The 14,298-nt window shown below is 38.6% G+C and carries 16 protein-coding genes; all 16 read left to right on the plus strand.

Translation table 11 applies throughout. The features are described from left to right. Positions 1 to 219 (plus strand): hypothetical protein (locus B1C82_RS20765; RefSeq protein ID WP_205871448.1); only part of this gene is annotated, 219 nt, incomplete at its 5' end. 307 nt (positions 220 to 526) lie between these two features. Then, positions 527 to 1,048 (plus strand): hypothetical protein, encoded by a 522-nt coding sequence (locus B1C82_RS20375; RefSeq protein ID WP_086449393.1) that lies wholly within the window; start codon positions 527 to 529, stop codon positions 1,046 to 1,048. A 183-nt stretch (positions 1,049 to 1,231) separates the two neighbouring features. After that, positions 1,232 to 1,939: a hypothetical protein gene (locus B1C82_RS20385; protein ID WP_086449394.1), complete on the plus strand. Its 708-nt coding sequence runs from the start codon at positions 1,232 to 1,234 to the stop codon at positions 1,937 to 1,939. Between the two features lie 295 nt (positions 1,940 to 2,234). After that, entirely contained in the window at positions 2,235 to 2,450 is a 216-nt protein-coding gene (locus B1C82_RS20390) for a DUF2191 domain-containing protein (RefSeq protein ID WP_086449395.1), read from the plus strand. Continuing rightward, on the plus strand, positions 2,447 to 2,842 hold the full coding sequence (locus B1C82_RS20395) for a PIN domain-containing protein (protein ID WP_086449396.1): 396 nt from the start codon (positions 2,447 to 2,449) through the stop codon (positions 2,840 to 2,842). The genes B1C82_RS20390 and B1C82_RS20395 overlap by 4 nt, the downstream gene beginning before the upstream one ends. Before the next feature lie 570 nt (positions 2,843 to 3,412). Further along, complete coding sequence (locus B1C82_RS20400; RefSeq protein WP_086449397.1) at positions 3,413 to 4,144, plus strand: SH3 domain-containing protein; 732 nt, start codon at positions 3,413 to 3,415, stop codon at positions 4,142 to 4,144. Positions 4,145 to 4,325: 181 nt separating this feature from the next. Continuing rightward, positions 4,326 to 4,871 carry a YcxB family protein gene (locus B1C82_RS20405; RefSeq protein ID WP_086449398.1) on the plus strand — a complete coding sequence of 182 codons (546 nt, stop codon included), beginning with the start codon at positions 4,326 to 4,328 and terminating at the stop codon, positions 4,869 to 4,871. A 625-nt stretch (positions 4,872 to 5,496) separates the two neighbouring features. Continuing rightward, the gene (locus tag B1C82_RS20410; RefSeq protein ID WP_086449399.1) at positions 5,497 to 6,024 is read left to right on the plus strand and encodes an O-acetyl-ADP-ribose deacetylase; all 528 of its coding nucleotides are present in this window, start codon (positions 5,497 to 5,499) and stop codon (positions 6,022 to 6,024) included. 167 nt (positions 6,025 to 6,191) lie between these two features. After that, on the plus strand, positions 6,192 to 7,013 hold the full coding sequence (locus tag B1C82_RS20415; protein ID WP_086449400.1) for a hypothetical protein: 822 nt from the start codon (positions 6,192 to 6,194) through the stop codon (positions 7,011 to 7,013). Between the two features lie 216 nt (positions 7,014 to 7,229). Next, complete coding sequence (locus B1C82_RS20425; RefSeq protein WP_086449401.1) at positions 7,230 to 7,760, plus strand: hypothetical protein; 531 nt, start codon at positions 7,230 to 7,232, stop codon at positions 7,758 to 7,760. A 1,753-nt stretch (positions 7,761 to 9,513) separates the two neighbouring features. Further along, complete coding sequence (locus B1C82_RS20435) at positions 9,514 to 10,512, plus strand: hypothetical protein (protein WP_086449403.1); 999 nt, start codon at positions 9,514 to 9,516, stop codon at positions 10,510 to 10,512. A 169-nt stretch (positions 10,513 to 10,681) separates the two neighbouring features. Continuing rightward, a complete protein-coding gene (locus tag B1C82_RS20445; protein ID WP_086449405.1) occupies positions 10,682 to 11,494 on the plus strand; it encodes a FlgO family outer membrane protein in 813 nt (270 codons plus the stop codon). A gap of 234 nt (positions 11,495 to 11,728) precedes the next feature. Beyond that, positions 11,729 to 12,154, plus strand: coding sequence for a hypothetical protein (locus B1C82_RS20450; RefSeq protein ID WP_086449406.1), 426 nt, complete (start codon positions 11,729 to 11,731; stop codon positions 12,152 to 12,154). Positions 12,155 to 12,381: 227 nt separating this feature from the next. Then, positions 12,382 to 12,921: a YcxB family protein gene (locus tag B1C82_RS20455; protein ID WP_086449407.1), complete on the plus strand. Its 540-nt coding sequence runs from the start codon at positions 12,382 to 12,384 to the stop codon at positions 12,919 to 12,921. 210 nt (positions 12,922 to 13,131) lie between these two features. Continuing rightward, the gene (locus B1C82_RS20465) at positions 13,132 to 13,851 is read left to right on the plus strand and encodes an SH3 domain-containing protein (protein WP_086449408.1); all 720 of its coding nucleotides are present in this window, start codon (positions 13,132 to 13,134) and stop codon (positions 13,849 to 13,851) included. Positions 13,852 to 14,016: 165 nt separating this feature from the next. Next, a partial coding sequence (locus tag B1C82_RS20470; RefSeq protein WP_157894155.1) for a hypothetical protein occupies positions 14,017 to 14,298 on the plus strand: 282 nt, incomplete at its 3' end.

Below are 14,298 nucleotides of genomic sequence, written 5' to 3' on the forward strand. Positions count from 1 at the left end.
CGCTCGGGCTACGCCACATTTGCTTCTGTCACTCGTCTTGCAGCGGCAAGCCTCGCGCCATTGCAAACGTCGGAACACCTTGGTCGTTATCCGAACATTTCATCCAGAATTTGTTATTTTGTTTATTTTTTAATTTCGAGAGTTTTGTTCGTTAAATTTGAGCGATTGGTTGCTTGGAAATTAATTAGCTTCTTTTTTCTAATACCCGCTATGCTTTGAAGTGCATCTTACGATTCCGGCTTTTCATTCCGTGCGGCTTGTGGTGTTTGATGATAGCATTGAGAGGCAGACAGATTTTGTTATACTAAATTCTTTCGCTTCGCAGTGTGTAAAATATTTAGTAAAAGTGGCTGAAACGTCGGATAACTTACGGTGCCTCCGCTCCGCTCGTGGATCGCTAACGCGACCACTCGCTCGGCCTTCGGCACATTCGCTTCCGTCACTTCGCTTGCATAGCAAGCTCGTGCCATCGCAAACGTCGGAGCAACTCGGTCGTTATGCGAAAGTTGAGAAAATACTTTTAACAATGAAAATACGAAAAATATATATTTCGATCATAGTATTGATTCTTTTGCTAAATTGTAGGAGTAATCATAATCAAATTGATGACTTCTCGTATATTGGTCTGATCAGTCCAAATAAAGAAAACTTCGATGTAAATTCATGTGGAAAAAGAATTACAGAAACGAAAGTTTCTGTTTTGCCGCCCAACGATTATCAGCGAGCAAATTCCTTTATTGGAACAACTCAGGCCATTATTAAAATTATTTGTGGTGATCGAACTTTCGAGATAAAAATGAAATACCATTCTATTGGTTTAGATGATGAATTGATTTCTATTAGTAATGGTAAGTATAAACAGGATATATATAAGTATAAAGTAGATTCACCTGGTTCAGGGAGTTTAGAGTTTATAGGTGCCAATTTATCGGATATATATTTTTCAATAAGTGAATTTAATGTTCTAGGCTTGATAATAGGCGATGAGTTGGTTAGACCTGTTTATCGATTAAGTATTGAGGATTTTTCATTGCATTTGCTAAAATAGACTCAACCTTCGCATAACTGTCGGCTCTGACGCTTCGCTTCGAGATCGCTGCGCGACTCTTGCTCGGCCTTCGGCACATTTCGCTTTGTCACTCGTCTTGCAGGGCAAGCCTCGCGCCAAGTGCTTGCGCACTCGCGAAACGTCGTCAAGCCTTGGTCGTTAGGCGACATTAGGAGAATTTTTTTGACAAATCATATAAATATCAAACCCCCCAAAGGAGTTATAATTTTTGCTTTTTTTGGCGGGCTATTTTTTCTTTCAATCTCTTCGTTGGTGTTTTACCAACAGGATTTTAGTGACTGGGTATACGGGGCTCTTTTTCTTCTATTCTCGTGCTTCATTTTCTTTTTTGTATGGCTTGATTCGCCAAGCTATACCTATATAAGAAACGATGAATTGATCATAAAAAGATATTTTTCGAGAGAGAAATTTATTAGTATAAAAGATATAATCGGATGGAGCGTATATTCTTATGAGTACGAACACAATGTCAAAATATATTTAGAAGATAAAACTAAGTATAGGCTTCGTGTTGGAAATGAGGAATGCGCAAACTTGTTCGGTGATCTTATTAGCGACGTAATCGAGTTGAAGAAAGAGCGAATTGCGAATTTCATTAAAAATAACATCTATCAATATAAAACCTTTTGGAAGACCTATTATGTTTCTGAAAAGTATATGAGAATAGTTAAGCGAAGGAAAGAATATCAAATTCGATATGAAGAGTGTAGGGATATAACTCACTTTTCAGTTTCGTCTATAACCGTTCTCGTTTTTAAATATAATAATGAGGAATTTCGTTTAAATTCTAATACTTTTAAGCGGGATATGCTTATTTTTGATTATTTGATGGATAAATTTTCCCAAGTTGAAACTCCTAACGTCGCCTAACTATCGGCTCTGACGCTTCGCTTCGAGATCGCTACGCGACTCTCGCTCGGCCTCCGGCACATTGGCTCCAGTCACGTCTTTTGCAAAGCAAAACCCGCGCCTGGCTCTAACGTCTCCTTCGGAGACTCAGAGTCGCCAACGTCGTCAAGCCTTGGTCGTTAGCCGAACATGCTTGCCCGAGAATTACTTTATTATGAGGAATTAAGTAATAGTAATAGGGGAGTACGGATTCGTTATTTTGAAAATTTTATATTAAAAGCTTGAAAATACGAATTCATATCGTATATTATATCGTATGAAAGTGACCGCGATACTACCAGATGATCTCATTGCAGAGGTTCAAAAGTATTCTGGAGGTAAAAACATAACTGATTCTCTCCAGAAAGCGCTCTCAGAGTGGTTAAAACAGGCCAAAATAAGGAATTTGAACGCAAAGCTACATAAATCCCCACTTTCATTCCAGGATGGCTTCTCTGGGGAAAATATCCGCAACTTGAATCGGAATAGATGATTCTTGTAGATACATCAGTTTGGATTGAATTCTTTAGAGGGAATGAACCTCATTTCAGTGAGCTAAAAGAGTTAATCGAGTCATCTGAAGTAATAGTTCATGAAGTTGTCTTTGGAGAATTACTCCAAGGCTGTAAAAATAAGAACGAAGTATCTTTTATTCTAGAGTATTGGGAAAATCTAAATACTTTAACTTCAGACGGTAGTTTTCTCTTAGCGGGTAAACTCTCATTTGAGAACAAGCATATTGATAAAGGAATTGGATTAATTGATTCAGTTCTTATTAATGAAGTTAGAGGCAAAAAACTTCAACTTTGGACATTAGATAAAAAGATCCTTAAAGTTTTAGATAGAAAAGAAATCTATTCGAGTAAAGGCAAGCACGTCGGCTAACTGTCGGTGCTTCCGCTCCGCTCGTGGATCGCTGACGCGACCACTCACTCGGGTTACGCCACATTTGCTTCTGTCACTCGTCTTGCAGAGCAAGCCTCGCGCCATCGCAAACGTCGGAACACCTTGGTCGTTATCCGAACATTTCATCCAGAATTTGTTTTTTTGTTTGTTTATTAATTTCGAGTTGTTCGTTCGTTAAATTTGAACGATTGGTTGCTTGGAAATTAATTAGCATGCTTTTTCTAATACCCGCTATGCTTTGAAGTGCATCTTACGATTCAGGCTTTTCATTTCGTGCAGCTTTTGTCGTTTGATGATAGCTTAGAGAGGCGGACAGATTTTGTTATACTAAATTCTTTCGCTTCGCAGTGTGTAAAATTTTTAGTAATAGTGTCTGAAACGTCGGATAACTTACGGTGCCTCCGCGCCGCTCGGGGCTTGCTTCGCAACCCGCTCGCTCGGCCTTCGGCACATTCGCGTCCGTCACTTCGTTTGCATGTGCAAACTCGTGCCGTTGCGAACGTCGGAGCACCTCGGTCGTTAGACGCCATGGTTTTAAATATAATCTAAATGCATAAAATTCTTTCTATTTCAATTCTTCTTTTTTCCGCCTTGTTTTGTTCTAAGCAGAAAACACATACAGTTGGTACTGTAACTTTACAAGAGGGAATTTCACTTTATAGTAAACCAAGCAAAGAATCAAAAAGACTCAGTACTATTCCTTTTGGATCAAAGATTGATCTTTACAGAGAGAATATCCCGAATGTGGAAAAATTGCCTTCTTCATATTGGTATGAAACTTACTATTCTGGGCTAAAAGGTTGGGTATTCGGGGAGGCAATTATCTTTGCAGAACAATGTCCTTGCCGGTTTACTAAAGAAATAATAGGATCTGTTTATCATAATAAATGTATCTATCCTTTTAGCACAGAGTATTTGGGCGGAACTCTAATTTCTGATTCTCATGCATTTTCAATGTTAAAAGTCAAAAGTGAGTTTATTACTTTGTTTGAATTAAGTCTTAAACATGGAGAAAGTGAACCTTGCTGGTATATATTGGATACACTCAAAATTAACGAGCATTCGCTACCTCAAGGCTATAAAGTTGAAGGTATGGACTGCAAACATAAAGAAAGTAACGATTCTAATGTAGTTTCTATAGTGAAATTCGATTATGTTGACGGGATAAATAATTATATTCTTCAATCTTGGGAGGCTGATAAAGGTACCGGAAAATTCATTAAGTTAGATAGCCGAAAAGTGGAGTGTATTCCTCAATGCTATGGGGATATTTGCGATTAATATTACTAAAAACCACGGCGTCTAACTTACGGTGCTTCCGCTCCGCTCGCGGATCGCTAACGCGACCACTCGCTCGGGCTTCGCCACATTTGCTTCTGTCACTCGTCTTGCAGAGCAAGTCTCGCGCCATTGCAAACGTCGGAACACCTTGGTCGTTAGTCGCAATAAATAAGGAAATAACTTGAAAGAAATAAAATTAATATTTACTCCAACTCTTGAAGAGATTTTAGACGCTAGCTATCGCCTATTCGTTAGAATGGAATTTTACAAATCTCAGATTAAGGGAAGGCCAACTCGAATAAAAATTTACGTCGCTCTCTTCTTTTTTGTTCTACTTTTGATATATGTTTCCCCTAATAATACGTTTGTCTATATTCTCCTTTCCGTTACTATTTTAGGGTCTATATACGAATATTTTTATCCGCGATTGGCCAAAAGGAATTTGATTAAGGCCGTTAAAATGGAAAATCCTCAGCTAAGTTCGGAAGAAATTACATTAAGCTCAGATGGGATCGTAGCAAAGCATAAGGATCATACTTCGAAGTATTCTTGGAATGATTTAAGTGATATTAAAGTCAACGATTCCGATATTGAAATCTATTTTGCCAAAAAGGGATTAGTAATCTTGAGAAAGAGATTTCTCAATCATCCTTCTGAATTTAAGGCTATTATAGATATTTGTAACTTAGCACTTTCAGATCAGAAAAAAACTCTCTTTTCAAATTGATTATAATTGTGTTTCTTTAAAAACATTTGAAATCATATTTACTGCGACTAACTGTCGGTGCTTCCGCTTCGTTCGTGGATCGCTAACGCGACCACTCACTCGGGCTACGCCACATTTGCTTCTGTCACTTCGTTTGCATGAGCAAACTCGTGCCATCGCAAACGTCGGAACACCTTGGTCGTTATCCGAACATTTCATCCAGAATTTGTTATTTTGTTATTTTTTTAATTCTGAATTTCGAAGTGTTCGTTTTTTAAATTTAAGCGGTTGGTTGCTTGATAACTAATTAGCTGCTTTTTTCTAATACCCGCTATGCTTTGAAGTGCATCTTTCGATTCCGGCTTTTCATTTCGTGCGGCTTGTGCTGTTTAATGATAGTATTGAGAGGCGGACAGATTTTGTTATACTAAATTCTTTCGCTTCGCAGAGTGTAAAATTTTTAGTAATAGTGTCTGAAACGTCGGATAACTTACGGTGCCTCCGCGCCGCTCGGGGCTTGCTTCGCAACCCGCTCGCTTGGCCTTCGGCACATTTGCTTCTGTCACTTCGCTTGCATAGCAAGCTCGTGCCATCGCAAACGTCGGAGCACCTTGGTCGTTATACGCTATAGCAATAAAATTTATTTATGAATAAAAATGCAAGGATTGAAGTAGTTAGGGGAGATATAACAAAAATGGAAGTTGATGCAGTTGTGAATGCTGCGAATACTTCTCTTCTTGGAGGAGGAGGCGTCGATGGAGCTATTCATAAAACCGGAGGTCCTGAAATTCTTTCAGAATGCCGGAAGATCATCGCAAGACAAGGCGGTTGTAAAGTAGGTGAGGCTGTCATCACTTCTGGAGGAAATCTTCCTGCAAAATTTGTTATTCATACAGTAGGTCCAGTCTGGAACGGAGGAGGTAATGATGAGGAAGCAAAACTTATAAGTTGTTATAGCAGATCACTGACTATCGCTTTAGAGAATTCCTGCAAATCAATTGCATTTCCTAGTATAAGTACGGGAATATATAGATTTCCTAAAGACTTGGCATCTAAAATCGCTATCAATACAGTAATGAGCCATTTTGGTTATACAAATTTTGAGCGAATAGTATTTGTTTGTTTTGATTCAGAAAGCGAATCTTATTACAAAACTAACCTAAATCTATTTTAGGTTTGTTGCTACAGCGTATAACTATCGGTGCCTCCGCTCCGCTCAAGGCTGCTTCGCACCTCTCGCTCGGGCTTCGCCACATTCGCTTCCGTCACTTCGTTTGCATGTGCAAACTCGTGCCGTTGCGAACGTCGGAGCACCTTGGTCGTTATACGCAATTGCCTAAAATGAATATTTTCACAGATAATTTGCATTCTGAAGGAATGGATCAATACTACGTATTGACTAGAGATCATGAATCTCGAAAGGAAATAAAAGAGATAATTCAAAATGTTTGGGATGATTTGATTAAATCGAATTTGATTGGCGACAATATTGAAAAATTTGTTAAGGATGCGCAATTAAACTTTCATGGTGCACTTTGGCAATTGGAATTAACCTATGTTCTAAAGCAGAGATACAGCCTTATTCCACCAAAGGAAAATGGACCAGATATAATAATAGAAGAAGCTGGTGAAAAGATAATCATAGATTGCGTTTCTTCAAATATTTCAGGCAAAAACAAGATAGAAAAAGTATTCGGTCAAGTTCAGATCTTAAACCAAGATCGACGTAAACTTCGAGTCTTGGAAAGTCTCACTAAGAAATATAGCGTGTATAAAAGATGGTTGGAAAAAGGAGTTGTTGGTCCGTTGGATAAATTCCTTATCGCTGTTGATACTTCGAATATTCCAGAAGGTGATTTGGTAGGATTTCCTAATAGAAATATTATGGAATCCGTTCTTTTCGGACTCGGAGATCATTTCTTTGAGGTTGATCTTAGAACGGAAATTGTAAAAATTCAACATGATAAGCAAGAAGAGATTAAAAAAGAAAATGGAAGTATAGTAACGACTAGTCTCTTTAAAAATTCAGAATTTGAAGATATATCTGGCATTATATGGAAAGGTACTAATTTTCTATTCGATCATAGTTTAACAGGCAAGAATGTGAGATTATACAAAAATCCATTGGCAAAAAAGCAAATATGCTTAGATCTTCTGGAGTAATATAGGCAACTGCGTATAACTATCGGTGCTTCCGCTACGCTCGGAGATCGCTTGCGCGACTCGCTCGCTCGGGCTACGCCACATTTCGCTTTGTCACTCGCCTTGCAGGGCAAGTCTCGCGCCAAGTGCTTGCGCACTCGCGAAACGTCGGAACACCTTGGTCGTTATACGCCAGGCTCATAAAATTTAAATAAACAACGAAAAGAAGTATCTCCTATGAAATTAAAGCTCTTAATATTTATATTTTTGGTCTGCATGTTTAGTTTAACTGCTGAAGCAGCAGATTTCCCAAATAATTTTGTGTCTGGAGTATTGAATTGGGGCGTCGATTGTGAGAATATTAAATTTAATAAAGATTTCACATTTGAATACAAGTTTTCCGGCGATTGTAAAGGATGGGGAAGAGTTTTAAAAGGAGAATGGAAAAAGGGTGATGGAAAGCTTCTTCTTTCAGCAAAAATGAGCGAAGGTCCCAGTGAAGAAAATGGAGAATGCAGTGGCTCATATTACGAAACGTATTCGAAAGCCAAAAAGAAAACTTGCATTAACAAGTATAAAAAACGAATAGTAAACGCCTTCGGAGTATATCCTGCACATTTTAAGATATCAGGTTTTGTGGTACTTAATGAGAAATCGGAAGCCATTGTTACATTGCAATCTGAATTGATTAATAACGAGAAGTCTAAGTCCAAGACGGGTTTTCTGAATATAGAAGGTGATTCTTTCGGTATATTCGGTGACCTGTAAATGAATTCGCCCAGCGTATAACTTACGGCTCTGACGCATCGCTTCGGGATTGCTGCGCAATCCTCGCTTGGCCTGCGGCACATTTCGCTTTGTCACTTCGTTTGCAGGGCAAACTCGTGCCAAGTGCTTCGCACTCGCGAAACGTCGTCAAGCCTTGGTCGTTAGGCGACATCTAATCAAATTTTATAGAATTACGAATGTTTAACTTTGTAAAGAATATTGAAAAACATATAGAGGCAGTAGGATTTCTCTCAATCGCCTCGCTTTTGATCCATTTGCTTTTCCGATTTTTTCCAGTACGAAATAAAATTGGATCATCGGAAATATTTATAATAATACCTGGCCAGTATAGTTTTTATACGAGGTCGTTTCCAGAGTTTGATAGATATAGCCAATGTAAGGATCCAATCCTTTCATTACATGATAGCATCGTATCCTCTTCTGAATCGGAGTTTTGTAGGGCATATGAAGTTGAAGTCAATGAAATTGGTACTATAAATATATCTTCTCTGAATTTAAAAGAACGGGCTTACTTTTATTCATCAAACCGGCTTGAAGCATTTACTAAATTCATAGCAAATATATTCGGGGTAGTAACTTTATTGCTATTTTTCATCTTGTTTGTGCTTATGCGTCCATTTAGGCCTAAGCCTCTTTGGACAGATTAGACGTCGCATAACTATCGGTGCTTCCGCTACGTTCGTGGATCGCTCGCGACCACTCACTCGGGCTTCGCCACATTTGCTTCTGTCACTTCGCTTGCAGAGCAAGCTCGTGCCATTGCAAACGTCGGAACACCTTGGTCGTTAGGCGCCATATCGCGACTTTCTTTGTAATTTTTTAAGATAGAAGTTGTGAATTCTTCCGTAAAACCAAATCAGGATCCACTTAAAGTCAGGCCGCTTTTCACCCTTTTCTTACTTTGTGTAGTAGGCTGAAAAGCTCTACAGTATGTTAGGAATTTAATAGAACTACTTGCATCTCTTTCATCAAAAGAATCGAAAAGGGTTCGCTACTTTATATTTAAATAGTAAATTCTTCTTTATTTGACCTTTGCTTTATTAGTAGATTTTACAGAGTAGGATTTTGGTGCACCGTGATTGAGCGATACAGCGCCTAACTATCGGCTCTGACGCATCGCTTCGAGATCGCTACGCGACTCTTGCTCGGCCTTCGGCACATTGGCTCAGTCACTCGAATTGCAGAGGCAATTCTCGTGCCTGTCTTCGCTCTGCTCAGCACGCCAACGTCGTCAAGCCTTGGTCGTTAGGCGCTATATCGCGATTTTATTTTTTAATTTTTAAGATAGAAGTTGTGAATTCTTTCGTAAAACCAAATGAGAATCCACTTAAAGTTGGGTCGCTTTTCACCCTTTTCTTGTTTTATATCGTAGGCTTGAAAAGCTCTACAGTATGTTAGGAATTTAATAGAACTACTTGCATCTCTTTCATCAAAAGAATCGAAAAGGGTTCGCTACTTTATCTCTAAAAGTAAATTCTTCTTTATTTGACCTTTGCTCTTTTAGTAGATTTTATAGAGTAGGGCTCATTAATGCACCGTGTTTGAGCGATACAGCGCCTAACTTACGGTGCCTCCGCTCCGCTCGGGGCTTGCTTCGCAACCCACTCGCTTGGCCTTCGGCACATTGGCTCAGTCACTCAAATTGCAAAGCAATTCTCGCGCCTGTCTTCGCTTCGCTCAGCACGCCAACGTCGGAGCACCTTGGTCGTTAGACGACATTTTGTAAAAGATAATGTTTAAGAAAATAATCGAAGAAAGATTTCAAGCGGTTAGTTGGTTTGATGATGCTCTTTACGACTGGTGTCACGGACTAAAATATTCGTTGAGCACTGGTGAAATTGATCGAGTTGGCAAATATCGATTTGCATATCGATTCGATAGCTCAATAATAAGTTCATCTGGCGATTACGTATTTCTTTATGAAAGATTTGGGACTAAGGGTCTATTGTTAAAAAATGGCGAAATTCTTAGGGAGATTAATCGCTCATACTACCATGCGAATGATTACGAGTATCCTGCTGTTTTCTTAGATTATCGCTCTAAAACATATCTTGTGCATTGTCCTAATAGCTATTGCCAGCTTGATTTCGAAGATGTGGAAACTGGGCATGTTATCACTGAAATTCTTTCGAGAAAGCCGTCTGATATTTTTCATTCAAGGTTAGAAATAAGTCAAAACCATAAATATTTAATTAGCAAAGGTTGGATTTGGCACCCAATTGATGTTATTCAATTATACGATATTGAAGATTGCTTTAGGGATCCGACGGTATTAGATAAAGAATGTTATGGATCACCTGCCCCTAATTTAGGAAGGGAAATTTGTACAGCAAGCTTTATAGAAGATGATCGCATACTTGTTGGTACTTCGGAAGAGGAGGCATTCGATTCAGATAAAGTTGATCTGTTTCCTGCAAAAAGCTTTGCAATTTATAATTATTTGGAAAACACTATTTCTTCTCCGATCAGCCCTACCTATAGATTCGGGAATCTCGTTGCAATAAATGAACAGTTTGCGTGGGACATTATCGAATACCCAAAATTGATCGATTTAGAAACTGGGAATATAATCTACAGCTGGCTGGATGTTGATTCTGGAGTAAGGTCATCTTCAATTTCGTTAAATGGTAAAAATCAGCCGCTAATTGCCTTTGATGATCGAAAAGAAAAGTTAGCAATTGTTGGGGAAGATTCGACAATTATTTTATCAATATTACAAAACGTCGTCTAACTGTCGGTGCTTCCGCTCCGCTCGTGGATCGCTCGCGACCACTCGCTCGGGCTACGCCACATTTGCTTCTGTCACTTCGTTTGCAGAGCAAACTCGCGCCATTGCAAACGTCGGAACACCTTGGTCGTTAGTCGCCATAATCTCAAAATATTTATTCTAAGAGAAAACTATGAAAACCCATTTAAAATTCATTCTCGTAGTAATTGGATTTATCTTTTGCTTCAACTGTCAAAAACCTGAAGACCTTGCAGTTTTAGTTGCTCCAATAACTTATTCTATAGCTAAGAATGCTATTGATCAGGGAAAAAGGAATGGAGAATACTTTATAAAACTTAAATACTCAAATATTCAGAAAGGAGAAGGGGATTGGCCTTCTGGAGAAATAAATTACGAAGTGGAATCTGCAGAGTATCCTGGAAAAGTCGGGAAGATTCAATACATATTAAATGGTAGCCATTTGGCCACTGCCATAGTTGTTCCTCCAGGAAAGAATAAAACTCAGTTTCAAGTCAATTTGGTTGAAAGCGCAATCGTATTTGGCCAAACTCAAAGTATTGAGAGTTACCTCAATGTCATGGCTAAACAGTTATCTGTAAGCACTCCTAAGGATCTTAAAATTGCAGTTTTTGATTTTGAAGGTATTAAGGGTGAGCGGACTGTATTAGGAAAACGCCTCCCAGAATCTCTCATCAATTACCTTGTTAACTATAAATTGCAAGTATTAGAAAGACGTTCTCTTGATTCAGTGATAAAAGAACTTAGTTTTCAGAAAACAGGGTTAACTCAGGGTTCCGATGTAAGGAATGAGATAGGCAAATTCTTAGGAGCAGACGCTATTTTAACGGGAACCTTAAAGAATGATAAGGAAGAGATATTAATAAATGCGAGAATAATTAGAATAGACACCGGAACTGTGGTAGCTGCGGAAAAAATAATTATTCCTAAGTATCTCTTTCCTCAAAGCGATTTTCATGTATTCTGAGTAATTGAGATTACGGCGACTAACTTACGCCTCTGCCGCAGCGCTACGGGATGCTTCGCACCCTTGCTTGGCCTTCGACACATTTTGCTTTGTCACTCGTCTTGCAAAGCAAGTCTCGCGCCAAGTGCTTCGCACTCGCAAAACGTCGGCAAGGCTTGGTCGTTATGCGTAATGCTCAAAAGTAATTTCGTATTAAAATAAATCCCAAAGTATTCCTTTCGTTAGGTAGAACAAATGAACGAACCCGAATCAAGAATTGCTAAGTATCATTCTCTTCATAAATATTTCATACATTCAGATCGGATGCGGATACTATTTGAAAACATTTTAAAAGATCGAATAAAGAGCGGGGAGACTCCTTCCTTTGGGGAATTAATGATCACTGACTTCATATATCTAAATTTTTGGTATTCATCATTGTATGTGATTGTTGAAGGTTGGATGGAGCATAAACTAGAAGACAAGACCATAAATGACTTATTAAAATCTCCAAATCTTGAGAAACTAAGAAGATTTAGAAATGGAGTTTTTCATTACCAGAAAGACTATTTCGATAGTCGTTTTATGGACTTTATCAGAAGCGATGAAAATCCTGTTGATTGGGTACGTAGATTACATAAGGCTTTTAGTGATTGGTTTCTATTGAAGGAAGCACGGTAGAATTTGAGCACTACGCATAACTTACGGCTCTGACGCGGCGCTTCGAGATCGCTGTGCGACTCTCGCTTGGCCTTCGGCACATTTCGCTTTGTCACTCGCCTTGCAGGGCAAGTCTCGCGCCAAGTGCTTCGCACGCGCGAAACGTCGGAACACCTTGGTCGTTAGGCGCAATATGGATAAAATTTTCGTTAAGTATCACATTTTAAATTTTTAAAAAAGAGGTTTTCATGAATTACAAAGTAAAAGGTCGTGTGTCACTAGAAGATTACTCGAAGTTCATTAATTATCACATATATTTGAGTCTATTGGGAGGTTTTAGAAAGTTTATTTTCGTGTTTTTAGGCTTAGTGCTTTTCCTCTTCTATGTGTTACCGATTCTTAAAAAGTTACCGCCACGGAACGAAACCGAAATAGTCGAAGTGTCGCAATTTTTAGCGCGATTCCTTGTGATTTTTGCTATAGCTTTAATATCATATTTATTCTTTAAGTTTCGTCTCTCGAGCAGAAATAAAAAAACGTTTGAGTCTAATAAGTTCCTACAGGATGAACAAACATTTGATATTGGTGAGAATCAAATTCTCGCCTCTTCACCAAATAGTAACACAATTATAACGAAAGATAAGATTCATAAATTAGCTTTTAAAGATGATGCGATCTATATATTTATTTCTGCGATTCAAGCTTTTGTTATCCCTAAGCACTATTTTGATAATGATAATGAATTTGGAAAGGCTCAGAATTTCCTTAAAGAGCATTACCTGAAATAATCCATACTGCGCCTAACTGTCGGTGCTTCCGCTCCGCTCGTGGATCGCTCGCGACCACTCGCTCGGGCTTCGCCACATTTCGCTTTGTCACTCGTCTTGCTAAGCAAGTCTCGCGCCAAGTCCTAACGGACTCGCGAAACGTCGGAACACCTTGGTCGTTAGACGCAATGACCGAAACTATTTTCTATTACACAACTTCTAAGGGGAAAAATGTTTCAAAAGATCCGATTAATTTGTTTATTCTTCTTCGTTATACTTAATCTTTATTACTGTAAAAAAGAGACTAATTTAGCCTCAGATGAATTGGGGACTATAAAAGAAGAGCTTAATCCAACTTCTGATGAATTGACGACCATGTTTGTTTCAGAATTTAAGGGAACTGATCTAAAATCGAAGCCATCTTTAGATTCAGAGCCTATTGGAACTATTTCATACGGAGAAGAAATCGAAGTTGTAGAGAAATTAGAGAATAAATGGATAAAGATCAGATGGAATGATAAAACAGGATGGATTGCAGAGGATAAGCGGGCAATTTTAACTAATATTGAATCAGTTGATTATTCATTAAGAATACCTGAGACAAATCAATACTGGATGATTGGGCTTGATAATAAAAAGAATAAGAAAATCCTAATTTCATTTGCGACTTTTGAGATTTGGAAAACCTTCACCAAGATTGAATTTGCGACTTCTGGAATTAATACTCCTATTTGGACAGATACGAATGGAAACTTTGTTATAACAACAAAACCTATTAATGGGAAATTCTTCGGTTTAAGAGGAAAAATACTTCATCAGGGCGAATTTTCCGAATGTGAGGGGAGTATGCCTTTTGAAGGTTTCCACGAAGTCTATAGTATCGTTGAAAGTAAAATAGCTTTAGAGAGCTCTTTGAAATTAGCGATAATCGGAGAGCCTTGCGAGCTATAGCGGTCACTTCGTCTAACTATCGGTGCTTCCGCTCCGCTCGTGGATCGCTACGCGACCACTCGCTCGGGCTACGCCACATTTGCTTCTGTCACTCGTCTTGCAGCGGCAAGTCTCGCGCCATCGCAAACGTCGGAACACCTTGGTCGTTATACGCCATGATGAACAATGAAAACTATTAAAAAAAATATTCTATTTATAATAATACTACTAGTTAGCTGCATAAAAGAAGAAACAAATACTCCACTTGGCATTTTAACAAAGGATAAATTGCTCAAAAACCAATGGTCTAGTTTTGGAATGTTATTTTCTTATGGGAATACGATGACGTTTAAAATGGACGACAGTTATATTGAAGAATTTATAGGTGAAGGCTGTGGAGGAAATTCTGGGAAGTATACTTTAGTTGGAAACACGGTTCACTTAGTTGCTAGTGAAAACTCCTTATGT

It is taken from the genome of Leptospira venezuelensis, assembly GCF_002150035.1.
Classification (GTDB): domain Bacteria; phylum Spirochaetota; class Leptospiria; order Leptospirales; family Leptospiraceae; genus Leptospira_B; species Leptospira_B venezuelensis.